This is a genomic window from Plantactinospora sp. B5E13, from assembly GCF_039871775.1.
Classification (GTDB): Bacteria; Actinomycetota; Actinomycetes; order Mycobacteriales; family Micromonosporaceae; genus Plantactinospora.
Genome location: NZ_JBDPLT010000028.1, coordinates 47,517 through 73,366 on the forward strand (window position 1 = coordinate 47,517; position 25,850 = coordinate 73,366).

A 25,850-nucleotide genomic window follows, 5' to 3' on the forward strand; every position below is an offset into this window, starting at 1 on the left:
GGCCGGCCGGGGCGGGGACGGGTGGCCAGGACGTCAGCGGCGCGTCATGCGGCCGCCGGTACAGCTTCTCCAAGGAAGTGCTACCGGCGGCCGCAGTGGCCAACGACCTCAGTCGGCGGTTACCGGCGGGCTCACCAGTTGGCGCAGTAGCCGACGCTGACCGTGCTGGCGCCCGGCTTCAGGGTCCGGTTCCAGCCCACCCCACTGATCCGGTACGTGCCGTCTGCCTGGACCTGCCGCTGGAAGTTCCAGGCGTCGTAGATCTCGCCGTCGAGTTCGAGGTAGCCGTACCAGTCCACGGGCTGCCCGGTGGGGTTGGTGGCGACGACTGTCGCACAGTAGCCGCCGCCGCTGTCGGAGTCCCACCGGGTCATGTTCCGCAGCACGATGTCGACGTTGCCGGTGGTCGGGCCGACCAGCCGGCCCACGCCCCAACGGGCCGTGGCCTGGTAGCCGGTGCCGACCGGGTCGGCCCAGTTGCGGATCGCGGCACGGGCGCCGTCCGAGGCGTCGTTGACCTGGAAGTCCAGGCCGTGGAAGGTGTCCGGGCCGCCGTACTCCAGCAGGCTGATCGCCGCCTCGACGGTGTAACCCGTCCCGGTACGGACCGCCGCGCTGGTCAGCCGGCCCGCCTGGAACGCCTCGTCACCGGTGCCGAACGAGACGACGTTGTCGGCGTTGATCCGGATCTGGGTGTCGTCGTAGCGGTAGGGACCGTTCTTGGCGTTGCCCGCGTCGACGTAGATCTCCACCGAGTCCTGGACCCACGGGTCGGACCCGGAGACGTCCACCACCGGGTCGGCGACCTCGGCGAGCACGTAGAGCGTCCGGTCCCGCCACAGGGTACGGACCGTGGCGATCGCACCGTCCGTGCCGGAGACCTGCTTGGTGGTGGTGACCGCCCGGGCGTCGGCCCAGGCGTCCTCGACCGCACCGTCCACCTCCGGCGCCGTCCGGGCCTGGGTGACCTCCAGGTACGACAGCGGCTCGACCAGGGTCAGCGTGCCCACCGCCCCCGGGGAGTTCCAGCCGGCCGTCTCCCCGTTGTCGGCGACCCGGACGTCCAGGGTGCGGGTGTCGCCCTGGGCCGCCCCGGTCAGCGGCAGGTGGGCGACGACCGCGTAGCCGCCGTCCCGGTCGGCCGCCACCGCGGGTACGTCGCCGGTGCCGTCCCGCGCCACCGTGTACGTCCGGTCGGCCAGCACGAAACTGACCTCGTCACCGGCGGAGGCCGCGGGGTCGTCGACCGACACGTAGGCGGTCAGGTGGTCCGGGGCCCAACGCAGCTGGAACCGCGCCACCTCCTCGATCGGGTGCAACGGCAGCTGACGCCAGGTCAGGTCGGCGGTGGCCGCCCCGGTGAGGGCGACACTGCCGGCGAAGACGTTCGCGGTCCGCAGTCGCGCCGGCAGTTCCCCGTCGACCGCCCCGTGGTACGCGGGCTTGGCCCGGAGGCTGTCGTCGAAGACCAGCGGGGCGCCGTTGCCGGACCGCCAGGACCGGCCGTCGGTGAGGCCCCAGACGGTGACCACGGAGAGGTGGTCGGCGTACGCCCGGAAGATCCGGAACGCGTCCCGGAAGAAGTACCCCTGCTCGATCAGGTTCGCCTGGGTGACCGGGGTGCCGGTGGTGACGTCGAGTTCGGTGACCGCCTGGGTCACCGGCAGGTCCTCGAACGCGGCCAGCGCGGACTCGAGGCTGCTGACCGGGGTGGCCAGCGACACGTGGAACTGGTGGCCGACCCCGTCGACCGGCACGCCACGGGCGACCAGCCGCTCCACCAGCGCCCTGTACCGCGCCTGCTTGCCGCTCTGTTCGGTGTTGTAGTCGTTGATGAACAGCTTCACCGGGTCGGCGCCGGCGACCGCGTGGACGTCGTTGAACGCCTGGTCCGCGTACTGGAACGCGAGGTCGATGAAGTTTTCGCCGAGGATGCGGTACCACTCGCTGCGGCGCAGCCCGTCGGCGAACTCGCCGCTGTCGCTGACCACCTCGTTGACCACGTCGAAGGCGTTCACCGGGTTGGTGTCGGAGCCGAACGGGCCGTACCGGTCACTGAGCGACTCGGCGACCGCGAAGATGTGCGTACGCAGCCGGTCGCGCAGGATCTGCTGGTCGGCGGCGGAGGTGCCGAGCGGGGCGCCGGCGGAGTCCTGGAAGAACCACGGCGGGGTCTGGCTGTGCCAGACCAGCACGTGCCCGTAGAGGCCGAGGTTGTTGTCCCGGGCGAAGTCCGTCAGCGCGATCGCCTGCTCGTGCGGGCGGAAGGTGCGCTCCGCGTCGTACCACGCCTCCGGCTTCATGTGGTTCTCCGGCGTGATGTTGGTGAAGTGCCGGGTCAGTAGCTGGGCGGCGGCGCCGACCGTCTCGCGGCTGTCGATCGCGACCCCGACCGGGAAGTCGGTGGTCTCGTGGATCGGGGTGAGGGTCTCGATGACCGGCGGCTGCGGCACCCGTACGACGATGTCGTCGACGAGGAGGTCACTGGTGTTCCCGGTCTCGCCGTCCTGCCAGCGGGTCTCGAGGTAGAGCAGCGCGCTGTCGGCGGCCGGCATCGTGAAACTCGCGGTCACCTCGGTCCAGCCGGTGTTGGTGATCCCGTCGAACTGGGCGAGGGTGCTGAACGACTGGCTGTCGCCGGCGGTGCTGGCCAGGCTGAGCCAGACCTGGTCGGTCGGCTGGCCCTCGGCGAACCGGAGCCAGGCGCTGAACTCGTAGGTCGCGCCGGTCTCGAACAGGCCGCCCACCTCCCGGCCGAGGCCGGCGCCCTGGTTGACCCGGTCGCTGACCAGGGCCGCGGCCGCGCCGCCGTGCGCGACGTCGGTGCGGGCGACGGTCGGGGCACCGGGGCCGCCGTCACGCGGACCCCAGCCGTCGAGCCCGTCCTCGAAGTCCGTGTTGATCACGACCGTGCCCGGCTCCGGGCCGCCGGTGCCGTCCGGTGTGGTGATGCTGACGTCGTCGAGCAGGTACGGCGTGGTGCCGTCGGCCTCGACGTAGAGGGTGGCCGAGGTCAGGCCGGCGGGCATCGTGTAGCTGCCGCCGATCCGTACCCAGGTGTCCGCGGTGGTGGTGACGTTGTCACCGACCCAGGTGTAGGTGTTGTCACCGCCGGCGGCCGGGGTGGCCTCCACGGTGAAGTGGACGCCCGCCGAGCCTTCGGTACCCGCCGGAAGTTTCGCCCACGCGCCGATAACGTACGTCGCGCCGGGTTCGAACAATGTGGTCACACTGGTCGCCGTCCCCTGCCAGTTCGCGGTGCGGTCGGTGACCGAGAGGCTGCTGCCGCTCTCCCGCCCCTCGGGCGCTGTGGCGAGCGTGACGGGTCCACGTGGAAGCCACGGGGCGTACGAGTCGGATTCGAAGTCGTTGCTCAGCACGACCCGGTCCGCCGCCTGGGCGGGCGTCGCCACGGCAACCGACCCGACCAGGCTGAGCAGGCAGGATGCCAGGAGTGCGGGCAATTTTCGGGATGGTGGACTCGAGCGGTCTTTGCGGCGCATGAAGGGGCTCCCTACCCGGGCGGGACGGCGCGTGGGTGGTGCCGGGAAACGTTCCGGCAGATCCAGACGCGCGAATGCTAACCGGGCGACGGTGGCTGGTCGAGACGCGCCGTCCGATCGGCTGACGGAGATCCGTCGGGTCGGGTACGACCCCGAAAGTTTCGGGGTCTCTGTCGTCGGGTGTTTCGGGGCCGGGCGTGCTGTCGGTGCGGGAACCGGGCGCCTGGCTCAAGTAATCCTCAAGATCCGCTTCACCTGGTCCGTCGCCGCGAGAAATGCACATACGCTCACCTGCACCCCGCCCGGCCGCGGCCGGGCCGGCCACGGTACCAACCACAGGCCGCAAGAGAAGGAGGGGAGAATGCGACGTACGCGATCGCGTATCGCGCTTCTCACGCTGTCCGCCCTGGTAGGAAGCGTTCTCATGGCAACCCCGCCGGCAGGTGCGGAGCCCGGCACCGCCACGGCGGGTCCGGCACGGTCCGACCTGGAGGGTCAGGATCCGGTACGCCTGGTACGCGTCCAACTGACCGGCGCCGACATGCTGGACAAGGTGGCCGCCGCCGGCTTCGACCTCGAGCACGGGCTCCGGCGGGTGCCGGCCGGCATCGAGGGCCGGGCGGTGGTGACCGCCGCCCAGATCGCCGAACTGACCGCGATGGGCGTCGAGATCCTCGGCGACGACGAGGGCTTCGTCTGGAGCGACGAGGCCGACGGCGGTCTCCGGAACTCCGGGGCGCGGTACGCCCAGCCGGCCGCCGCCGCCCAGGCGACGGTACGGGTCGTCCGCGCCGACTGGTTCACCACCAAGGGCCAGGGCTTCCTGTACGTCGAGGCGCGGACCACCGAGGGGCAGCAGGCGGACCCGGTCGTCGGGATGCAGGTGGAGAACAACTCGGGCCGGGGGACGCCGTTCGACTTCGCCCGGACGATGAGCCGGTTCGTCGACTCCGGGCAGTACATGTTCCACCGGGACCTGTTCAAGCTCGACAAGCGACCGAGCCAGATCCGGGTCACCAGCTCGACCGGTGGGGTCGCGGTCGGCGACGTCTCCGACTGGCTCGAGGACGCCCCGCCGCCGCTGACCGAGAACCAGGGCTACCGGTACGACTTCGTCGACGGCTACCGGACCCCGCAGCAGCTCTACGCCCGCGCCCACGAGATCGCCCGGCAGTACCCGCAGATCGCCGAGATCATCTACCTGCCGAACCGGACGAACGGCTACCAGCGCAAGGCGCAGGCCACCATCGGCGGCACGGGCGAGTCCGCGGTCGTGGTCAGCTCGGCGGCCTGGGGACACGAGGGCGGCAACGACGTCACCGTCGAGTTCGTGGACCGGTCGGAGGCGGATCTCCCGCTCGGCGTCGAGGTGAACGGCACGGCGGTCCGGGTGCTGCTGGCCACGGACGCCGCCGGTGCGCCCGCGAGCACCGCCACCGAGGTGGCGGCGGCGCTGGAGAGCGGCTCCCGGGGGCTGGTCGACCGGGCGCACCCCTACCGCACCAACGCGGGCACCGGGATCGTCGCGCCGACGTCCGGTCCGGTCGCGCTGACCGACTTCCTGGACCAGAAGCGGGTCGGGGCGCCCGAGGGTGAGGTGCCGCGCGGTCCGGCCACCATCCCGGTGCTGCGGATCGGCAAGCACCGCGACGGCCGCAAGCCCGGCGTGCTGATCCAGGCGCAGGACCACGCCCGGGAGTGGGTGCCGGCGACGACGTCGCTGGAGTCGGCGGAGCGGCTGGTGCACAACTACAAGACCGACCGGGAGACGAAGAAGATCGTCGACAACACCGACGTCTTCTTCATCCTCTCCAACAACCCGGACGGGGCGAACTACAGCTTCTACAACTTCGCCTCGCAGCGCCGGAACATGACCAACCACTGTCCGGACGCGAACGCCGACCCGGCCCGGCGCAACTCCTGGGGTGTCGACCTGAACCGGAACTACCGGGTCGGGTCGGGCCACGACGGCTACTCGGGCGCGTCGACCAGCTGTGTCAGCGACACCTTCCAGGGGCCGGAGAAGCTCTCCGAGCCGGAGGCGAAGAACATCATCTGGCTGGTCGAGCGGTACTCCAACATCAAGTTCATGATGTCGGTGCACTCCAACGGCGGCCAGCTGTTCTGGCAGCCCGGGGCGTACATCGCCGACGGTCGGATCACCACGCCCCGCCCGCCGCTCGGCGACGAGGCGTTCTACTGGCAGTCGGCGGCCCGGATCCTGTCGCAGGTCAAGGCGCACCGGGAGACCGTGGTGACGCCGGAGAACGTCGGCGGCTCGTCGGACGTCCTCTACTCCTCGGCCGGCAACGTCCGCGAGGACCTGTACCACACGTACGGGATCTACGCCTTCGGCTGGGAGGTCGGTGGCTCGGTCTACAACCCGGCGACCGGCAACTGGCAGGGTGGCTCGTTCCAGCCGCCGTGGGACGGGGATCCGGCGCTGGTCAGCGGCCACGCCGAGACGATGGAGTACGCCAACGGGATCATGGAGATGTTCCGGGTCGCGGCGGAGTGGGGCCAGGACAGGAAGGATCCCACGTCCCGGCTGCTGCCTGGCGGCGGAAAGTACTCCGGTCCGGTCGACGTCCGGTTCGAGACGAACGAGCCGGCGACGATCTACTACACCACGGACGGCAGCCGGCCGACGCTGCAGTCGCCGCGCTACGAGGCGACCGAGTTCCGGGAGCCGGGCCAGGTGTTCCACGTGACCGAGACGACGACCTTCAAGTGGTTCTCGGTCGACGCGGCCGGCAACGTCGAGCAGAACTACGACCCGACGAAGAAGCACGGCCGCGACCGCTACCGGACGGCGACGGTCACGATCCGCTGACGCCAGCCTGCTGACCACTGCCCCGTCGGTGCGGTTCCCCCCGTACCGGCGGGGCAGTGTCGTGTCCGCCGACGGGCCGCGCCGAAGAGCTCAACGCGGCTCGGGGCTCACCAGACCGGTCTCGTACGCGGTGATGACCAGCTGTGCCCGGTCCCGGGCGGCGAGCTTGCTGAGCAGACGTCCGATGTGGGTCTTCACGGTGCCGAGCGTGACGTACAGCTGTTGGGCGATCTCCGGATTGGACAGCCCTCGGGCGACCAGGGACAGCACCTCACGTTCCCGATCGGTGAGCACACCCAGACTGGGCGACGGGCCGGAGACCGGTCGGCCCTGGCGGGCGAACGCGGAGATCAGTCGCCGGGTGACCCGGGGGGCGAGCAGCGCCTCGCCGGCGGCGACCACCCGGATGCCGGCCAGCAGTTCGGCCGCCGTGCCGTCCTTGACCAGGAATCCGCTGGCCCCCGCGCGCAGCGCGGCGTAGACGTACTCGTCCAGGTCGAAGGTGGTCAGGATGAGCACCCGTACCGAGGAGGTGTGGGGATCCGCGCAGATCCGTCGGGTCGCCTCGATCCCGTCCATCTCCGGCATCCGGACGTCCATCAGCACCACGTCCGGCTGGTGGTGCCGGGCCAGCCGGACCGCCTCGGTGCCGGTGCCGGCCTCACCCACCGCGACGTAGCCCGGTGACACCTCGAGCAACGCCCGGAAACTCTCCCGCAGGAGGCCGTGGTCGTCGGCGAGAAGCACGCCGATGTCGCGGACGGACTGTCCGTCCGGGTCGGACGACGGATCCGTCATGCGGGCTCCTCCACGGGGTCGTACGGGATCTCGGCGACGACCTGGAACCCGCCCTCCGGCCGCGGACCCGTGCTCAGGGTGCCGCCGTACATCGTCACCCGCTCGCGCATCCCGATGAGGCCCTGCCCGCCGGTCGGCCGGCCGGCCGACCGGGACGGGCGTCCGTCGTCCAGGACCTCGATGTGTACGCCGCCGTCCCGGCCCCGAACCGTCACCTGGCAGTGTCCGGCGTTCGCGTGCTTGACCACGTTCGTGAGCGACTCCTGGACGATCCGGAAGACGGTGAGGTCGACCGCCGGGGGCAGCGTGTCGGCGCCGTCCAGCCGCAGGTCCAGCCGGAGCCCGGCGGAGCGTAGCCGGTCGGCGAGGTCGGACAGGTCGGCGGTCCCGGGGGACGGGCTGAGGTCGACGGCCGGGTCGTCTTCGGAGCGCAGCACGTCGAGCACCCGGCGGATCTCGGTGAGCGCGGACCGGCTGGTCCGCTCGATGGTCACCAGGGCGGCCCGCGTCTCGGCCGGCCGCTCGTCGGCGATGTGGTTGGCGACGGTGGCCTTCACCGCGATCAGGCTCATGCTGTGCCCGACGATGTCGTGCAGCTCCCGGGCGATCCGTAGCCGCTCGGCGGCGACCGCGTCCCGGGCGAGTCGGCGGGCCAGGCCGGCCTGGACCGTCCGGCGCCACCGGAGCAGCCGGCCGACCACCCAGGCCGTGGTGAGCAGCACGGCGACCGTGCCGACCTCGACCTGCCACCACAACGGCACCTCACTACCGGGCGCGTCGGCGGTGCCGATCCCGGTCCGGTGGTAGAACCACGTTATGGTGACCGCCGGCGCGACCAGGCCGCCGGCGAGCGCGACGGTCGCGACGACCGGGCCGGCCGAGGTCGCCACCGTGTAGAGCGCCAGCACCACCGGGGCGTACGTCACCCAGATGACCCCGGGTCCCACCACACCGAACGCGGTCGCGGTCGCGGCGACCACCGTCACGCCGCCGAGCACCGCCACCGGCCAGCGGCGGCGGACCGCCAGGGGCAGCGCCACGGCGGCACCGGTCAGCCAGACCACCCAGGCCGGGCCGGTGAAGGACGGGCCCGGCGGATCGAGGGTGGCGTGGATCGCCAGGTACGCCAGGACGCCGGCGACCGCGGTGTCGACCACGGTGCGGTGTACCTCGGATCCGGCAGCCGGCGCCGGGACGGGACCCCGTCTGGAACCCATGTGCCCACCGTATAGCGGCGACGGCCGTAGGGGATCCGACCGTGGTCGGACACGGGTTTCCGACCGTGGTCAGACGCGGCTGGACCCGCACCGCTGGAACCATTTCCGCCATGATCCTGGTGAGGGAACTGTCCAAGCGGTACGGACCCACGCCGGCGCTCGACCGGTTGTCGTTCGAGGTCCGTCCGGGTGTGGTGACCGGCTTTCTCGGCCCGAACGGGGCGGGCAAGTCGACCACCCTGCGCATCCTGCTCGGCCTGCACCGTCCGACCTCGGGGCAGGCGTTGATCGGCCATCGCCGGTACGACCAGATCCGCCACCCGATGCGTGAGGTGGGTGCGGTGCTCGACGCCGACGGCGCCCACCCCGGCCGTACCGCCGTCGGGCATCTCGCCTGCCTGGCCCGCAGCAACGGGATCGGCCGGGCCCGGGTGTCCGAGGTGCTGGAGCAGGTCGGCCTGGCGGGCGTGGCGGACAAGCGGGTCGCCGGGTTCTCGCTCGGCATGCGGCAGCGTCTCGGGATCGCCGGCGCGCTGCTCGGCGACCCGGGCGTGATCGTGCTCGACGAACCGGTCAACGGCCTGGACGCGGCGGGCATCCGGTGGATCCGTTCCACCCTGCGGTCGCTGGCCGCACAGGGCCGTACGGTGTTGCTCTCCAGCCACCTGATGAGCGAGATGGCGCTCACCGTCGACCGGGTGCTGGTCATCGGTCGGGGGCGACTGCTGGCCGAGACCTCGGTGGCGGAGCTGCGTGGCCGGTTCGCACGTGACGTGCTCGTCCGGTCGCCCCGGACGGCCGAACTCGGTCGCCTCCTGACCGGTCTCGGCGCGACCGTCACCGGCACCGACGACGGCGGTCTGGTCGCGGTCGGCGTGGACGCGCCCACGATCGGCGACGCGGCGGCGTCGGCGTCGATTCCCCTGCACGAACTGACGCCACGCGGCGCCACGCTCGAGGACGTCTACCTGGAGTTGACCAGCGAGGCGGTCGAGTACCCGGCTACCACGGAGAGGACGGCACGATCATGACCATGGTCTGCGGCGGCCCGACGACGGGGGAGACCGGCGGCGGGTCGCCACCGGTCGTGTCCCGTGCGCGGGTGTTCCGGGCCGCGTTGGCCGCCGAGTGGTGGAAGCTGCGGACCGTCCGGTCGACGTACGGGTTCCTCGCCGCCGCGATGCTGACCACGCTGCTCGGGCTGCTCGTCCTGTTCCTCCTGATCCGGTCCTTCGACCAGGCGACAGCGGCGGAGCAGGCGGACTTCGAGACGGCCGACCCGACCGTGGCGGTCATGCCGTTCGTCGGGTTTTTCGTCGGGGCGATCGGCGCCATGGTGGTCACCGCCGAGTTCCGGACCGGCGCCATCCGTCCGGGCCTGCTGGCCGTGCCGCAGCGGCGGATCCTGTTGGCCGCGAAGGCCACGCTGGCCGGCGCGGTGAGCCTGCTCAGCGGACTGCTGTTCGGACTGTTCGCCTTCGCCTGCGCGATCCTGCTGCTGGGTGACCGGCCCGCACCGCTCGACCCCTGGCCGACCTGGACGGACGCGCTGCCGACGGTGTTCTGCGCCGCGCTTGTCGTGATGGTCACCAGCATCGTGGCCCTGGGCCTGGGTTTCGTGCTGCGCTCGACCGCGTCGACACTGGTGACCCTTGGCGCGCTTGTTCTGGTGGCGCCGGCATTCGCGCACTTCCTGCCGACGACGTGGCACCTGAGGCTCAGTTCGGTCCTGCTGCCGAACCTGGTCCCGCAGCTCACCGGCGCCGACCACCCGTACCTGTTGTCGCCCGCCGGCGCGGTCGCCGTCCTGGTCGGGTACGTGGTCGTGGCGCTCGGCGCGGCGACGCTGCACTTCGGCCGGCACGACGTGTCCTGATCCCAACCTTCGACAGCCCGGCCGGGCCGCTGGTTCCTGGCCGACCGCCGCGCCGAAGACCTCGACGCGGCGGTGCGCGGCGGCCCGGCCCGGCCGTCGGACCGCCGGGGCCCCCGGCGCCTCAGCGGGATTCGATCCGACCCGGCGGATGGGTGCCGGCCCGCAGTTCGGCGCTCGCCGCCGTCCAGGCGGTGTCCCCGGGGTAGCGCACGCTGCGCAGGTAGGCCCAGCTGAGCCGCTGGATCAGCGCGACGCGTTCGGGACTCTCGTCGGTCGTCTCCGCGGCGTGGGGACCGACGATTCCGCCCAGGGAGTGTTCGGCGCCGAAGAGGGTGAGCAGGCTCTTGGGACCGGGGCTCCGGCGTGGATGCCCCGGTACGGGACATCGCCGCCCGGGCCGGCGTCGGGGTCGGGGTCGGGGTCGGGGTCGGTACCATCTGCCGCCACTTCCCGACCCGGGCCGACCTTGTCGTGGCCGTTTACCGGCACCAGGTCGAGGCCTGTGCCGAGGCCGGTTCGGTCCTGCTGGCGACCAGCGACACCCCGTACGCCGCGCTGGTGCGGTGGATCGACCTCTTCGTCGACTTCCTGGTCACCAAGCACGGCCTCGCCGAGGCGATGCAGTCCGACGAGGCCACCTTCGGGAGCCTGCACGCCTACTTCCTCGACCGCCTCGTCCCGGTCTGCACCCGGCTGCTCGACGCCGCCGCCGTGGCCGGCGAGATCCACGCCGACCCGGCGTCCAAATATGGAAGATCGTGAATGATTTGGCCCGGGCTGTGGCGCCGCCGGGGCGCGGTCGTCTACCAATGGGACCACCCGAACAACCGTCGCCTGCCGGCAGCGCGCCACCACCACACCGGGCCGTCCCCCGTCCGACGCCGCGACGGTTCCGTCCGTTTTCGGAAAGGACCCCGCAGTGAGACGCGACAGGCGACTCCACACCCTGGTGGCGGCGCTCACCACGACCGCGGTCGCGGTCGTGCTGACCACCACGGTGACCACCACCCCGGCCGAGGCGGCACCGGTCACCGTCACCAACGGCACCCAGTTCACCGACACCAACGGCAACGTGCTGCACGCCCACGGCGGCGGTGTGCTCAAGGTCGGCGCCTACCACTACTGGTTCGGTGAGAACCGCAACCCGGACAACACCTTCCGGGCCGTCTCCGTCTACCGCTCGACCGACCTGCGCACCTGGGAGTTCCGCAACAACGTCCTGACCCAGTCGTCCGCCGCCGAGTTGCAGGTCGCCAACATCGAACGACCGAAGGTCATCTACAACGCCAGCACCGGCCGGTACGTGATGTGGATGCACAAGGAGAACGGGTCGAACTACAGCGAGGCGCGGGCGGCGGTCGCCTCCTCGGCCACCGTCGACGGCGCCTACACCTACCACGGCAGCTTCCGGCCGCTCGGCCAGCACATGTCGCGGGACATCACGCTCTACAACGACAACGGCACCGCATACATGATCTCGGCCGCCGACGAGAACTACGACCTGCACATCTACCGGCTCACCCCCGACTACCTCGGGGTGGCGGGCCTGGTCGGCAACTTCTGGAACGACGCCCACCGCGAGGCACCCGCGATGTTCAAACGCGGCAGCACCTACTTTCTGCTGACCTCGGGGGCGACCGGCTGGAACCCGAACCAGGCCCGGTACGCCACCGCGTCGAGCATCTCCGGCCCGTGGACCGGCTGGACCAACGTCGGCAACTCGACCACCTTCAACTCCCAGCCGACGTTCGTGCTGCCGATCCAGGGCACCTCCACCACCAGCTACCTGTACATGGGCGACCGGTGGGCCGGCGCCTGGGGCGGCCCGGTCGGCGACTCGCAGTACGTCTGGCTGCCGATCAGCTTCCCGTCGGCGACCAGCATGAGCCTGAACTGGTATCCGTCGATCACCATCGACGTGGCGGCCGGCACCGTCGTCGGCAACGCGCCCACGTACCACCGGATCACCAACCGCAACAGCGGACGGGTGATGGACGTGGTGAGCAGCTCCACCGCCAACAACGCCGAGGTCAAGCAGTACGCCTGGAACGGCGGCGGAAACCAGCGCTGGGAGTTCCAGGACGCCGGCGGCGGCTACCTCCGCCTGGTCAACCAGAACAGCGGCAAGTGCCTCGACGTCGCCTCCGCCTCGACGGCCGACGGGGCCAACATCATCCAGTACACCTGCGGCAGCGGTACCAACCAGCAGTGGCAGTGGGTCGCCGTCGACGGCCACCACCAGCTGCGGGCCCGGCACAGCGGCAAGTGCCTGGACGTGGTCAACCGGGGCACCGCCGACGGCGCGGACATTCAGCAGTACGCCTGCACCGGCGGTACCAACCAGCAGTGGACCCGTACCCAGTCCTGACCACGCAGTCCCGACCGGGGGCCCGCGCCCTGGCGCACCGTGGGTGTGGCGCCCGCGGTGCACCGGGCGTCGGCCGTCGCCCGGCTCAGGAGGTCAGCCGGAAGGTGGCGTCGTCGCGCCCCCGCGCGTCGCTGATCAGGTCCAGCCGGAGCAGGAAGTTGTTGTGCCGGATGTGCCGGTCGGGATAGTTGACGGACCGGAACGACACCCAGGAGGAGTTGGCGAGCCCGGCGACCTGACGGAACGAGGCGTCCTCGGCGAACGTGGTCGTGCCGTCGTGGGCGTCCAGCCGGAAGTCGAAGCCGTAGTGGCGCAGGTAGTGGTTCGGGAAGTTGACGGACTGGAAGGAGATCGTGCCGGCGCCGCCGGTCAGCCCGGGTACGAGCCGGAACTGGGCGTCCTGCTCCGGGCTGACGTTCGCATCGAGGCGTACGTCGTAGTCGGCGTGTCGGACGTAGCGGTCCTGGTGGCTGTAGGCCTGGATCCGGTTGACCGCGGTGCCGCGCCACCGGGCGAGCACCCGGTTCTGCTCGGCGGCGGTCAGGTTGAGGATGGAGCCGTGGCGTTTACGGGTGCCGCCCAGGTGGTAGGACCCCGACGCCGGGATCCGGTAGCTGCCCGGACTGGACGGGTTGACCGTCAGGACGGGCAGGTAGCCGCGACCGGAGGCGTACTGGTCCAGATAGAGCGTCCACTCGTCGCGGTTGTTGAACCGCAGCCACATCGGGCCCTCGACCTGGGCACCGGTCAGTCCGATGGCGGCGAGGTCGCCGAGCCTCGTCCACGGTCCGAGGACCGAGTCGCTGCCCTCGATGGTGATCTGGTCGTCCCGGGAGGCGCGGACGTAGCGGTGGTTGCCGACGCCCGCCGGGACCTCGACGATCTGGGTGTCGATGGTCTCCTGGCTGCCGCCCCGGTCGATGTACACCTGCGGCGTCGTGATGCTGCGGAAGTTCGTCGTCCGCGCGTGGTAGACGCGGTGCTTGAACACCCCGTTCAGGGTGGCCTTGGTGGCCCAGTAGAGGACGTAGTCCCCGGTGGCCGGGTTCCAGATCGCCTCGGGCGCCCACGCGTTGCGTCCGTCCGGGATCGTGCCGGCGACGTTGAGCAGCCACGGCGCCGACCAGGTGACCAGGTCGGCGGACTCCCACACCACGAGGTTGCGGCTGCCGTTGTTCTGGGCGTCGTTCCAGTCCTGGCCGCAGCCGATGCACAGGTCGGTGGCGATGATCCAGTAGCGGTCGCCGGCGGGGGAGCGGACCAGGGCGGGGTCCCGTACCCCACGGGTGCCCACGGTGGAACGCAGCACCAGCCCACCGTTGTTCAGGTCCGTCCAGCGCAGGCCGTCCTCGCTGTGCGCGAGATGGATCTGCTGTCCGGTGGCGGACTCTCCGGTGAAGTGGGCCATCAGGTAGCCGGTGAACGGGTCGAGCGCGGCCGCCTGCTTGGGCGTCGCCGCCGACCAGGTGCTGAACAGCAGACCGGCGGTGGCGAGGACGGCGGCCAACCGGGTGAGGATCCTCGACATCGGCTCTCCTCCTGGGGACGGGGTGACGGTGCTGGGGGAGGCTTCTAGCTGGTGATCCGGAAGGTGGCGTCGGCGCGTTCGGTCGCGGTGCCGACCGGGTCCAGCCTGAGCTGGTAGTCGTAGTGCCGGATGTACCGGTCGGGGAAGTTGTAGGACTGGAACGAGGCGGCGGATCCGTCGGCCAGCCCGGCCACCCGGCGGAACGTCGCGTCGGCGGCGAACGCGGCGGTGCCGTCGTTGCGCACCAGCGCGAAGTCGTAGTAGGCGTGCCGCAGGTAGTGGCCGGGGTGGCTCACCGACTCGAACGACACGTGACCGCCGCCCGCGTCCGCCAGGCCGGGCACGATCCGCCACTGGGCGTCCGCGGCCGGGCTCACGTTCGGATCGATTCGGGCGTCGAAGTTGACGTGTCGCACGTACCGGTCGGGGAAGTTGTACGACTGCATCCGGTTGACCGGGATCGTGGGCGTGCCGACTCCGACACTGGTCTGGGTGGCCCGCTGGATCGTGCCGTCCGGGTTGTGGGTCAGATACTCCATCGACAGCGCCCGCCGGTAGCTGCCGCCGCCGGGCAGCGCGTTGCGGTGGTACGCGATGTACCAGCGGCTGTTGTACTCGGCGATCGAGTGGTGGTTGGTGTTGATGTTCGTGGCGTCGAGGATGACCCCTCGGTAGGTGAACGGTCCGAGCGGGTTGCCGGCCGTGGCGTACGCGATCTGCCCGGGCCAGCCGGTGGAGTACGAGAAGTAGTAGGTCCCGTTCCGCTTGTGTAGGAACCCGGCTTCGCCGAACGCGCTGCCGCCGTTGATCGTCACGTTCTGCACGGCACCGGAGGTGGAGATCATGTCGTCGTTGAGCCGGACCACCTTCGGCGCCCGGGCTCCGCCGAAGTACAGGTACGCCTGCCCGTCGTCGTCGACGAACACGGCGGGGTCGATCGGCTCCTCGCCGGTGTTGGCGTCCCGCCCCCGCTCGATCAGGGGGTTGCCGCGTGGGTCGGTGAACCCGCTGGTGGGCGACGTGCTGCGGGCCACGCCGATTCTGGTCCGGTCCACCGGCAGGTACAGGTAGTGGTAGCCGTTGCGTTGCACCGCCGACGGCGCCCACGCGTTCGCCCGCGCCCACCGGAAGCCGCCGAGGGTGAACGGGGCACCGTGGTCGGTCCAGTCGACGAGATTGCTCGACGAGTAGACCCGCCAGGCGGTGGAGTCCCAGTAGGTGCCTCCGTTCGTCGCGTCGTCGGTGGCGTAGACGTAGACGCGGCCGCCGGAGACGAGCATCGACGGGTCGCCGGAGAACCGGCTGACGATCGGGTTGGCCGCCCGGGCGGGTGTGGCGGGGCAGACGGACGACGTCGCGACCACGGCCACGCCGGCGGCGAGCAGGTAGGCGGCCAGGCGCCTCGGCGTACTGGTCAGTGGGCGGACGCGCACAGCGGGTACCTCCTCGTGGGGACGGTTCGGCCGAGCGGTCGGAGGAGTCGCCCTCGTCGGGCACCTCCGTCCAGGTCGCGATCAACGGCGTGCGGCAGACCGGCGAGGCGGCCCTGGTCGGACCGTGCAGCCGGCCGACCGGCCCGGGTGCGCTCCGGGCAACCGCGGGTGATTCGGTGACGGACCGTCGGTGTTAGCGGTAACAGGGAGAGGGGGACAAGTACGCGGAACGGCTGGCCGGTGGCGGAGTCGGGGGCCACGCCAGCTGCCGGGTGGTGCGATGGATGAGCGGAACGCCCGGGGTTGACCGGTGCGGTCAATATAGCGTTATCTGTGAATGTTAGCGTTCTCATGTGTGCTGTCAAGTGGCGGGACGGGCACGATCCGCCCCCGCCCCGGGAGTCGAGTCGGACACCGCCAACGCCGGACCGTTCAGCCCTGCTCGGCCCAGTCGCCGAGCGACCAGTCCCGCACCTCGGGCATGTCCTCGAGATGCTCCACGACGTACGCCGCGTGCTCGGCGAGCTTCTGCTCGCACCAGGCCTTCAGCTCGCTCGCGCCCCGGGGCATCCGTCGGGCGTTGTTGATCGCGTCCAGCACCAGGTGGTAGCGGGATGCCCGGTTGCGCACGGTCATGTCGAAGGGGGTGGTGGTCGTCCCCTCCTCCACGAAGCCGCGGACCCGGAACCGGTCGGCGTCGGGGCGACCGTGGACGAGCTGGTGGATGGCGCCCGGATAGCCGTGGAAGGCGAACACCACGTCGACGGTGTCGGTGAACAGCGCGGTGAACAGGGTCGGATCCATCCCGTGCGGGTGGTCCTTGGGGCGGATCAGGGTCATCAGGTCGACGACGTTGACCACCCGTACCCGCAGGGCCGGCAGCCGTTCCCGGAGGATCTGGGCGGCGGCGACCGTCTCCATGGTGACCACGTCGCCGGCACAGGCCAGCACGATGTCGGGGTCGCGGGTGCCGTCGTCGGTGCCCGCCCACGCCCAGATGCCGGCGCCACGGGCGCAGTGCGTGATCGCCTGCTCCATGGTCAACCACTGCAGCTGCGGCTGCTTGTCGATGACGATCAGGTTGATGTACGACCGGGACCGGAGGCAGTGGTCGGCCACCGACAGCAGGCAGTTCGCGTCCGGCGGCAGGTAGACCCGGGCGACGTCGCCGCGCTGGGTCAGCACCACCTGGATCAGCCCGGGGCCCTGGTGGGAGAAGCCGTTGTGGTCGTTGCGCCAGGCTGTCGAGGTCAGCAACACGTTCAGGCTGGGCACCCGGGCCCGCCAGGGCAGCCGGTGGGCCTCCTGCAGCCACTTTCCGTGCTGCACCGTCTGCGAGGCGCTGACCATCGCGAACGCCTCGTACGTGGCGAACACGCCGTGCCGTCCGCTCAGGGTGTAGCCCTCCAACCAGCCGTGACAGTTGTGTTCGGAGAGCACCTCCATGACCCGGCCGTCCCGGCCGACGGAGACGTCGGTCTCGGTGACCCGCTCCATGAAGGCACGGTCGGAGGCCTCGAAGACCGCACCGAGCCGGTTGCTGTTCGTCTCGTCCGGGCAGAACAGCCGGAACCGGTCGGGGTTGCGCCGGTAGACGTCCCGCATCAGTTCACCGAGCCGGCGGGTCGACTCGGCCCGCAGCTGTGCCGGCCGCGCCACGTCGACCGCGTAGTCCCGGAAGTTCGGAAGGTCGAGGTCCCGGGTCAGCAGCCCGCCGTTCGCGTGCGGGCTGGCACTCATCCGCAGGTCACCCGCCGGAGCCAGGTCCCGGACCACCGCCTGGGGTGCGCCGGTGGAGTCGAACAGCTCCTCCGGCCGGTACGACCGCAGCCAGGACTCCAGCAGGGCCAGGTGCGCCGGGTTGTCCCGTACCCCGGACAGCGGCACCTGGTGCGACCGCCAGGTGCCGGTGACCTGGACGCCGTCGACCTGGTCCGGACCGGTCCAGCCCTTCGGGGAGCGCAGCACGATCAGCGGCCAGCGGGGCCGCTCACCGTCCCAGCCGCCGGTCCGCGCCGCGTGCTGGATGGCGCGGATCCTTCCCCACGCCTGCGCCAGCACCGCCGCGAACCGGTGGTGCATGCCCGGCAGGTCGGCCCCCTCCACCTCCAGTACGTCGTAACCGTGCCCGGTCAGCAACGCCCGCACCTCGGCCGGGTCCTTCCGGGCCAACACCGTCGGACCGGCGATCTTCGCCCCGTTGAGGTGCAGGATGGGCAGGACGGCGCCGTCGTGTGCCGGGTTGAGGAACGACACCCCCTTCCAGGACCCCTCGAGCGGGCCGGTCTCGGCCTCGCCGTCGCCGACGACGGCCACCGCGAGCAGGTCCGGGTTGTCCAGCACCGCGCCGAAGGCGTGCACCAGCACGTAACCGAGCTCGCCGCCCTCGTGGATGGAGCCGGGGGTGGTCACCGAGACGTGGCTGGGAATGCCTCCCGGGCTGGAGAACTGGCGGAACAGCCGGAGCATGCCGGCCTCGTCCTGGGAGACCGCCGGATAGATCTCGCTGTACGTTCCCTCCAGGTAGCCGGCGGCGACCAGGGCCGGTCCGCCGTGCCCCGGGCCGGCCAGGTAGATCGCCCGCTGACCGGTCTGCCGGATCAGCCGGGAGACGTGCGCGTAGATCAGGGACAGACCGGGGCTGGTGCCCCAGTGGCCGAGCAGCCGGGGTTTGATGTGTTCGGGGGCCAGCGGCTCACGCAGCAGCGGATTGCCCCGCAGGTAGATCTGGCCGACCGTCAGGTAGTTGTTCGCCCGCCACCAGGCGTCCAACTGCGCGACCTCGGCGGTGGTGGGATCCCGGAGCGTCCGTACCACCTCGTCCAGGTCGACGTGCCGGGACTCCTGGTTCGCTACGGCAGTCACCAGTGTTTCCTCCTCTTCCCGATAGGTTGTCCGCTTCCGTACCGCGCTGTCCCGCCCCCGGAGTCCACGCGCCCACACCGCGGGCCGAACCGCTCGACCTGCGACAGGACGAGCCGTCCGCACCGGTGGCGTGCCGTCCCCGGCGACGCGTTGTCAGGCGACGCCGGTGAAGGTGGCCCGCCCGGATCCGAGATCGACCATCCGGGTGTCGTCGAAATCGAAGCCGAGTTCGTCTGTCACCTCGACGACGCCGCTGACCTGGGCGGCGAGGCGGCCGGCGATCTCCACCGAACTCCTGCGGTCCATCTGCCCCGTCAACCGGACCACGCCGTCGCGCACGGTCACCTGGACGACGCCCTCCTCGATCGCCAGGACCCGGCGCAGCACCTCCCACACCACGTCGTGGCGGATGTCGCCGTCCGGGCGCAGGTGCACCTTGAGCAGGTCGCCACGGGTGACGATCCCGACGAGCCGCCCCAGGTCGTCGATCACCGGCAGGCGCTTGACCTGTCGGCGGTTCATCGTCTTCGCCGCGACCACCACCGGGGTGTGCGGATAGACGGTCACCGCCGGTGTGGTCATCAGCGGGGTGGCGGTGGCCGCGTCGGCCTTGATCCGCGCCGTCCGGCGTCGCCGGCCCTCGAAGACGGGCCGATCGTGGGACTGCCCGATGAGCTCCACCTTGTGCAGCAGGTCACCCTCGGAGACCACGCCGAGCACGTACCCGAACTCGTCCACCACGGGTACGGCGGCGATCCTCCGACTGGTGAGCACGTCGACGATCTCCCGGTACGGAGTGTTCTCCCGGACCGTGGCGACGTCCGTACTCATCACGTCGCACACCTGCCACGTCCTCATCACGACCTCCCTCGTCGTCCGCCACTCGACCGTAGAACCCCGACACGGCGCCCGGGCAGGGCGCAACGGCACGGGCGGAGGGGGACCTGTGGCCGGTGCGTGGCAGGCCGGAAGGCCCTGCCCGGCCGGCGGCGGCCGCCGTTGACTGGACGGGACGAGACGAACTTCGGGGAGGTCGGCGATGGCCACCACCACCATCCGGGCACCGGCGCCCCGTACGGCTGTCGAAGGGCTCGCCGGAGGAGCGACCGCCGAGGGGGGCAGCGTCCGGATCCGACCCGTCCGCCCGGGCGACCGACCGGGACTGGCCGCGCTCTACGACCGGGCCGCTGTCGACGACCTGCGGATGCGGTTTTTTGTCGCCCCGGGACGGGCGACGCTCGCCACCGAGATCGACCGCCTCTGCCGGAGCCGGTCACCGCGACACAACGCGGTTGTCGCCGAGCAGGCGGGCGTGATTGTCGGTGTCGCGTCGTACGAGCGGAGCGGCCCGACCGACCGGCGGGCCGAGTTCGCCGTTTTTGTCGACGGACGGCGGCGCTGTCACGGCATCGGCACCCGGCTGTTGCGGCAACTGGCCGCCATCGCCGGCGCGGACGGCGTGGACGAACTGGTCGGCGAGGTCCTGCCCGGCAACCGCCGGATGCTCCAGGTGGCGCACGAGCTGACCGCCGACGTCCGGTTCCGAGGCGCGGACGGCGTCGTCGAGGTGCGACTGGGCACCCACACCAGCGCGGACGGGCTCAGGGATCGCCGCCGGCCGCGAGCGGTCGGCTCGTATCCCAAGGGCCGAAGGTCCCGTCGGGCCCGGACCGCCGACCCGTCGGAGAGCGGACCGAGGCCTCTGCCACCGAACCCGTGCCCGGCGTGGAATAGAGGTGGGTCCGGACGGAACCCCGAGCTGATCGGAAAGGACGTGGCAGCCATGACCGCGATGGCAGAGCGGAACACCGTACAGACGACCGCTCCGGCGGTCACCGACGAAACGACCGGGACAGCCGCGCGGACGGCGACCCGGTACGTCTGGGCCGGCGTTCGGCTGGCCCTGGGATGGACGTTCCTGTGGGCCTTCGTCGACAAGGTCATCGGGCTCGGCTTCGCCACCCCGGACGGCAAGGGGTGGACCGACGGTGGCAACCCGACCAGGGGTTTCCTCAGCGGCGCCGAGGGCCCCTTCGCGGGCCTCTACCACGACCTGGCCGGCACGGCGTTCGCGAACTGGGCCTTCATGCTCGGCCTGCTCGGCATCGGCCTCGCGCTGACCCTCGGGATCGGTATGCGGATCGCCGCCGCCGCCGGCGCGCTCCTGTACGTGATGATGTGGTCGGTCGCGCTTCCCCCGCAGACCAACCCGTTCATGGACGAGCACCTCGTCCTCGCGGGGGTCCTCGTCGGACTGGCCCTGACCGGAGCCGGCCGGACGCTCGGGCTCGGCGCCCACTGGGCGAGGCTCCCGCTCGTCAAGCGCCTGCCCTGGCTGAAGTGACCACATCCGACCAGCGACACCGGGGTGCCGTCGCGGACGGCGCCCCGGACGTTCCCCGGGTCGGCCGGGCATCCGACGCCGCCCCGTACGGTCCCCACCCCCGGTCGGGCACCGGACACCGCCGGGCAACGGCCCCGGGGCCGGTCGATCACGCACGCTGCCTGACCGCCGTCCCACCCGACGGGGAATCGATGAGGAGAACCGTCATGAGCGACCCCGGATACACCCACGCCGACCTGCGCGACGCCGTGCCCGCGGCGGTTCGGGCGCCGTCGGTGCACAACACCCAGCCGTGGCGTTTCCGGCTGCGGGACGGTGGCATCGAGGTGCTCGTCGACCCGCGGCGGCGGTTGCCCGTCAACGATCCCAGCGGATGGGCGGCCCGGATCAGCTGTGGGGCCGCCGTGTTCAACCTCCGGCTCGCCCTGGCCGTCGCCGGCACCCCCGCCGAGACGTGCCTGCAACCCTGTCCGGCGGAGCCGGACGTGGTGGCCCGGCTGACCCCGACCCGACCCCGTCCCGCCACCCCCGCCGAACGTGCCCTGCACGAGGCGATCGCGCGCCGACACAGCAACCGGGCGCCGTTCTGGCCCAACCCGGTCCCCGCCGAGGCGCGCTGGCAGTTGCGCGAGGCGGCCCGCGCCGAGGACACCTGGCTGGAACTGGTGATCGGGTCCGCGGCGGTCACCGCCGTCGCCGCCATCGCCAACGCCGCCAACCGGGTCCTCGACCGCAACCCCGCCTACCGGGCGGAGCTGGTCGACTGGATCCGGCACCACGAGGCGCCCGACGGGGTGCCGGTCACCGCCGGCGGACCGCCCGCCGAACCGTACGACCTGCTGCCCCAGCGACCCTTCGGGGTGCGTACCCGGGCTCCCGGCCGCGACTTCGAACCCGAACCCCTCGTCGCCGTCCTCGGCACGCCGGGCGACACCGCCACCGACCAGGTCAACGCCGGCCAGGCCATGCAACGGGTCCTGCTCGCCGCCACCGACGCGGGCCTCGCCGTCTCACTGCTCTCGCAGCCCATCGAGGTACCCGCCGCCCGGGAACAGCTCCGCCTGGCCCTCGGGCGCGCCGGCGCGCCGCAGATAGTGATGCGCATCGGGTACGGCCAGCCCGGCTGGCCCACCCCCCGCCGCGACGTCGCGGAGGTCATCGACGCCGAACCCGCTCGACCCTGACCGGGTCGGCGCCCGGGTCCCGGTGCCCCGAGCGGGCGTCGTCGTCGGCCGGGGGTCGTACCTGGTCACCGGGAAGTGGACGGTCCTCCGCACACCGGCGTCCGTGGCGGGGGAGGATGAGGGCAGAAAGGAGAGATCAATGAGCGATGCCGAACGTTCCGCCACGACCATCCTCACCGAGGCCGCGGAGGCGGCCGGGTACGCGCCGTCGGTGCACAACACCCAGCCCTGGCGCTGGCGGGTCAGCGGGGACGCGCTGGACCTGTACGCGGTGCGGGAGCGGCAACTCCGGGCCGCCGACCCGGAGGGGCGGCTGCTGACCGTCAGCTGCGGCGCCGCCCTGCACCATGCCGTGGTCGCGGTGGCCGCGCGGGGCTGGTCGGTGACGGTGACACCGCTGCCCGACCCGGCCGATCCGGACCACCTGGCCCGGGTCGGGCTCGCCGGACGCACCGAGGTGGAACCGGAGGCGGTGCGGCGGTTCGAGGCCGTGCGGTTGCGGCACACCGACCGTCGGCCGGTCAGCGACACCCCGGCCAGTCCGGAGGCGGTCGCCGCCGTCGGTCAGGCGGTGACGGCCGAGGACGTCCAGTGGCATGTCCTGACCGACGACCAGGTCCTCGAACTGGCCGCCGCCGCCTCGCACGCCGACCAGGTGGAGGCCGAGGACGAGGAGCAGCGCACCGAGTTGGCGTACTGGCGTGGCGGGGACCGACCGGCGGGCGCCGGCCTTCCGGACGAGGTGGTCCCGGCCCAGGCGCCGCAGACCACCGTTCCGGGCCGGGACTTCGTACGGGCCGGGACCCTCACCGTCGGCCCGGGGCACGACCGCGCCGCCCGCTACGCGATCCTGTACGGCCCGGGCGACGAGCCGGCGGACTGGCTCCGGGCCGGCCGGGCGCTGTCGGCCGGCTGGCTGACCGCGACCGAACTCGGTGTCACGGTGCTGCCGTTCAGTTCCGTCATCGAGCTGCCCAGTCTCCGGCAGGTGCTGCGGTCCGTGATCAGCAACCTGGGTTATCCGTACCTGGTGGTACGCCTGGGCACCGCCGCCCCGGAGACCGCCGGCCCGCCGCACACCCCCCGGCTGCCGGTGGCGCAGACCATCGAGGTGGTCGGCAACTGACCGGCCCAGCCAGTGACCGGGCCGGATCGCGGTAGTTCAACGAGTCGCCCGTCAACGCCGCCGCCCACCACACCCCCCGGACCCGGCGACCCGCGTCGACGGCTAGGTCGCCGCAGGCCGAATCGCCGCGGTGGCTGCCCTTCGTGCCCGGTGCGTGAGTACCGCGAGCCATAGACGTGAGTCGTTTGACGTATGACGATGTTAGCGCTAACTTTCAGGCACGGCGTCAGCCGGCTGCCGGGAGCCCTGACGACGCAGCGCAGCAATTCGCGCGGACCCGCTGTGATCGCCGGCCGTTGACCCAGCCGGATGTCGGGCGGTGCCGCGTCGCTGTCCCGGACCATCCACCGTGCCGACGCCACCACCGGACGGCGGCACCCTCGGGCGCATGCGTCCGTCCTGCTCGCGTGTGCCCTCCCGACCGAAGGAGTGGACCATGAAGACCATCGGTGAGGTTCGTCCCGCCTCTCCGCAGAGACGTCGCTGGCGATCAGGGCTGGCCGCCGCCGCGGCAGCGGTCGTCGCGGCCGGCACGCTCGTCGCGGTACACGCCGCGCCCGCGTCCGCGGCCACAGTGGACACCAATGCCTGGTACGTCCTGGTGAACCGGAACAGTGGCAAGGCCCTGGACGTGTACGGCTCGGCCACGAACGACGGTGCGCGGATCAGCCAGTGGACCCGGCACAACGGTGCCAACCAGCAGTGGCAGTTCGTCGACTCGGGCGGTGGCTTCTACCGGCTGAAGTCCCGGCACTCGGGCAAGGTCCTCGACGTGCACAACTGGTCGACGGCCGACGGCGGCGCCGTCGTGCAGTGGTCTGATCTCAACGGAACGAACCAGCAGTTCCGGCTGGCCGACTCCGACGGGGGCCACGTCCGGTTGATCAGCCGGCACAGCGGCAAGGTCGTCGAGGTGCAGGGCGCGTCCACGGCGGACGGCGGCAACGTTGTGCAGTACGCCGACTGGAACGGGGCGAACCAGCAGTGGCAACTCGCCCGCGTCGACGGCGGCGGCGACCCGCCGCCCACCGGTGGCAGCGGGTGCGGCAAGGCCCCGACGCTGTCGAGCGGCACGCACACGATCCAGAGCAACGGCAAGAGCCGCCAGTTCATCCTGCGGGTGCCGACCAACTACAACAACACCAACCCGTACCGGCTGATCTTCGCGTTCCACTGGCGGGGCGGCACCATGCAGGAGATCTCCTCGGGCGGCACCAGCGGGACGGCCTGGTCCTACTACGGCCAGCAGGAACAGTCCAACAACAGCGCGATCCTGGTCGCGCCGCAAGGGCTCGGCAACGGTTGGGGCAATGCCGGCGGCGAGGACGTGACGTTCGTCGACGACATGGTTCAGCGGATCGAGAGCGCGCTCTGCGTCAACCCGAGACAGCGCTTCGCTCTCGGCTTCAGCTGGGGTGGCGGCATGAGCTACGCCCTCGCCTGCGCCCGGGCCGGCGTGTTCCGGGCCGTCGCGGTGATCGCCGGAGCCCAGATCAGCGGGTGCAGCGGCGGTAGCCAGCCGATCGCGTACTTCGGGCTGCACGGCATCTCCGACAACGTCCTCAGCATCTCGCAGGGGCGGTCGCTGCGGGACACCTTCGTCCGGAACAACGGCTGCGCCGCACAGAACCCACCGGAGCCTGGTGCCGGCAGCCGGACGCACATCACCACCGCCTACTCGGGGTGCCGGTCCGGCTATCCTGTGCAGTGGGCCGCGTTCGACAACGGGCACATGCCGGGCCCGGTGGACGGCACGTACGCCGAAAGCGGCATCACCACGTGGACCAAGGGTGAGATCTGGCGGTTCTTCGCGCAGTTCTCCTGAGCCGTTCGGCAGACCGACGGGCGGATTCCCGGTGAGAGGGGCGCCGGCAGGCGCCGCGTACCGGGTCCGCCCGTCGGTGTGTCACCGCTGGAGACGGTCGGGACTGCCCGTTCCGCTGCGGCGGACGAGCCAGGCCTCGGTGATGTGGGTGAACATCGCCTCGGCGGCGCCCTCCGGGTCGTGGGCGGCGATGCGTTCGTAGATGCGTCGGTGTCCGCGGTTGGAGGCCACGCACAACGCGCGTTCGGTCCGGCCCATGTACCGGGCGGTGTTGACGACCTGGCTCTCCAGCGCGCGTACCACACCGCGGGCGATCCGGTTCCCGGACGCCTGCATGATGATGTCGTGGAAGCCGCGATCCTGCTCGTGGTACGCGACATGGTCGTCGACGAGCTCGTCCATCCGCTTCACCTGCGCGTGTAACCGTTCGATGGTCTCCTGGTCGGCCTGCCGGGCGGCGACGTTCGCCATGTCGGACTCCAGGACCCGTCGGGTCGCGACGAGGTCGTCCAGGATGGCGAGGCTGTCGTCCTCGGCGATGGTGGCCGCGAGCACGAGTTCGTCGAGCATGTCCCACGCCGAGGGGGAGGTGACCATGGTGCCGGCACCCTGTCGGACCTGCACCAGCCCCTTCTCCTGAAGGATCTTCACCGCTTCCCGGACGACGGTCCGGCTCACCGAGAAGGTCTCGCAGAGTACCGGCTCGGGTGGCAGCGCCGTCCCGGACGGATGTGTCCCGCGGACGATGCGCTCCACCAGTTCGGCGGTGACCGCCCGGGCGAGGTTGGCCGGTCGTCGTGTCCACGCCGGCGGTGCCGGGGCGTTCACGGTGGTCTCCTGCGATGGCGTCATGTCCCCTCCGGATGGCTCACCGCGCTGGCGACCCGGTGTTGTTGGTCAGTGTACGGCGGACCGTTGACGCGAGACATCATACGAGTTACGTTTCCGTG

General features: G+C 71.4%; 17 protein-coding genes and 2 pseudogenes. 10 read left to right on the forward strand and 9 right to left on the reverse strand.

Annotated elements, in window-relative coordinates; genetic code table 11:
• Positions 1-131: 131 nt before the first annotated feature.
• A complete protein-coding gene (locus ABGB05_RS23495) occupies positions 132-3,464 on the reverse strand; it encodes an endo-1,4-beta-xylanase (protein WP_347655629.1) in 3,333 nt (1,110 codons plus the stop codon).
• Positions 3,465-3,927: 463 nt separating this feature from the next.
• On the opposite strand from ABGB05_RS23495, the gene ABGB05_RS23500 reads away from it, so the two are divergent.
• The gene (locus ABGB05_RS23500; RefSeq protein ID WP_347655630.1) at positions 3,928-6,336 is read left to right on the forward strand and encodes a M14 family metallopeptidase; all 2,409 of its coding nucleotides are present in this window, start codon (positions 3,928-3,930) and stop codon (positions 6,334-6,336) included.
• Positions 6,337-6,426: 90 nt separating this feature from the next.
• Here ABGB05_RS23500 and ABGB05_RS23505 read toward each other — a convergent pair whose 3' ends face one another.
• Positions 6,427-7,134, reverse strand: a complete 708-nt coding sequence (locus ABGB05_RS23505) for a response regulator transcription factor (protein ID WP_347655631.1) — start codon at positions 7,132-7,134, stop codon at positions 6,427-6,429.
• Complete coding sequence (locus ABGB05_RS23510; RefSeq protein WP_347655632.1) at positions 7,131-8,351, reverse strand: sensor histidine kinase; 1,221 nt, start codon at positions 8,349-8,351, stop codon at positions 7,131-7,133. Before ABGB05_RS23510 ends, ABGB05_RS23505 begins: the two co-directional genes overlap by 4 nt.
• Positions 8,352-8,461: 110 nt before the next feature.
• Between ABGB05_RS23510 and ABGB05_RS23515 the strand changes: the two genes are divergently transcribed.
• Complete coding sequence (locus tag ABGB05_RS23515; RefSeq protein WP_347655633.1) at positions 8,462-9,382, forward strand: ATP-binding cassette domain-containing protein; 921 nt, start codon at positions 8,462-8,464, stop codon at positions 9,380-9,382.
• On the forward strand, positions 9,379-10,227 hold the full coding sequence (locus ABGB05_RS23520; RefSeq protein ID WP_347655634.1) for an ABC transporter permease: 849 nt from the start codon (positions 9,379-9,381) through the stop codon (positions 10,225-10,227). The genes ABGB05_RS23515 and ABGB05_RS23520 overlap by 4 nt, the downstream gene beginning before the upstream one ends.
• A gap of 121 nt (positions 10,228-10,348) precedes the next feature.
• On the opposite strand, the pseudogene ABGB05_RS23525 reads toward ABGB05_RS23520, so the two are convergent.
• Positions 10,349-10,585 (reverse strand): annotated as a pseudogene (locus tag ABGB05_RS23525) (chlorophyllase); the annotation flags it as partial.
• A 5-nt stretch (positions 10,586-10,590) separates the two neighbouring features.
• Between ABGB05_RS23525 and ABGB05_RS23530 the strand changes: the two are divergent.
• A complete protein-coding gene (locus ABGB05_RS23530) occupies positions 10,591-10,989 on the forward strand; it encodes a hypothetical protein (RefSeq protein ID WP_347655635.1) in 399 nt (132 codons plus the stop codon).
• A gap of 157 nt (positions 10,990-11,146) precedes the next feature.
• Positions 11,147-12,595, forward strand: a complete 1,449-nt coding sequence (locus tag ABGB05_RS23535) for an RICIN domain-containing protein (protein WP_347655636.1) — start codon at positions 11,147-11,149, stop codon at positions 12,593-12,595.
• A gap of 85 nt (positions 12,596-12,680) precedes the next feature.
• Here the strand turns inward: ABGB05_RS23535 and ABGB05_RS23540 are convergent, their stop codons facing one another.
• The 4 genes from ABGB05_RS23540 to ABGB05_RS23555 all read right to left on the reverse strand — a co-directional run bounded on the left by ABGB05_RS23540 (position 12,681) and on the right by ABGB05_RS23555 (position 19,279).
• Positions 12,681-14,123 (reverse strand): glycoside hydrolase family 43 protein, encoded by a 1,443-nt coding sequence (locus tag ABGB05_RS23540; protein ID WP_347655637.1) that lies wholly within the window; start codon positions 14,121-14,123, stop codon positions 12,681-12,683.
• 44 nt (positions 14,124-14,167) lie between these two features.
• Positions 14,168-15,556 carry an AbfB domain-containing protein gene (locus ABGB05_RS23545; protein ID WP_347655638.1) on the reverse strand — a complete coding sequence of 463 codons (1,389 nt, stop codon included), beginning with the start codon at positions 15,554-15,556 and terminating at the stop codon, positions 14,168-14,170.
• A 432-nt stretch (positions 15,557-15,988) separates the two neighbouring features.
• Positions 15,989-18,373, reverse strand: coding sequence for a phosphoketolase family protein (locus ABGB05_RS23550; protein ID WP_347655663.1), 2,385 nt, complete (start codon positions 18,371-18,373; stop codon positions 15,989-15,991).
• A 201-nt stretch (positions 18,374-18,574) separates the two neighbouring features.
• Positions 18,575-19,279 (reverse strand): CBS domain-containing protein, encoded by a 705-nt coding sequence (locus ABGB05_RS23555; protein ID WP_347655639.1) that lies wholly within the window; start codon positions 19,277-19,279, stop codon positions 18,575-18,577.
• A gap of 181 nt (positions 19,280-19,460) precedes the next feature.
• Between ABGB05_RS23555 and ABGB05_RS23560 the strand changes: the two are divergent.
• The 5 genes and pseudogenes from ABGB05_RS23560 to ABGB05_RS23580 form a co-directional block, all read left to right on the forward strand.
• Positions 19,461-19,928 (forward strand): annotated as a pseudogene (locus ABGB05_RS23560) (GNAT family N-acetyltransferase); the annotation flags it as partial.
• Positions 19,929-20,195: 267 nt separating this feature from the next.
• Complete coding sequence (locus tag ABGB05_RS23565; RefSeq protein WP_347655664.1) at positions 20,196-20,765, forward strand: hypothetical protein; 570 nt, start codon at positions 20,196-20,198, stop codon at positions 20,763-20,765.
• Positions 20,766-20,971: 206 nt separating this feature from the next.
• Positions 20,972-21,949 (forward strand): nitroreductase family protein, encoded by a 978-nt coding sequence (locus tag ABGB05_RS23570; RefSeq protein ID WP_347655640.1) that lies wholly within the window; start codon positions 20,972-20,974, stop codon positions 21,947-21,949.
• A gap of 139 nt (positions 21,950-22,088) precedes the next feature.
• Positions 22,089-23,075 carry a nitroreductase gene (locus ABGB05_RS23575; protein WP_347655641.1) on the forward strand — a complete coding sequence of 329 codons (987 nt, stop codon included), beginning with the start codon at positions 22,089-22,091 and terminating at the stop codon, positions 23,073-23,075.
• A 436-nt stretch (positions 23,076-23,511) separates the two neighbouring features.
• Positions 23,512-24,900: an RICIN domain-containing protein gene (locus tag ABGB05_RS23580; protein ID WP_347655642.1), complete on the forward strand. Its 1,389-nt coding sequence runs from the start codon at positions 23,512-23,514 to the stop codon at positions 24,898-24,900.
• Between the two features lie 81 nt (positions 24,901-24,981).
• Here ABGB05_RS23580 and ABGB05_RS23585 read toward each other — a convergent pair whose 3' ends face one another.
• Positions 24,982-25,752, reverse strand: a complete 771-nt coding sequence (locus tag ABGB05_RS23585) for a FadR/GntR family transcriptional regulator (protein WP_347655643.1) — start codon at positions 25,750-25,752, stop codon at positions 24,982-24,984.
• Positions 25,753-25,850: the final 98 nt, after the last annotated feature.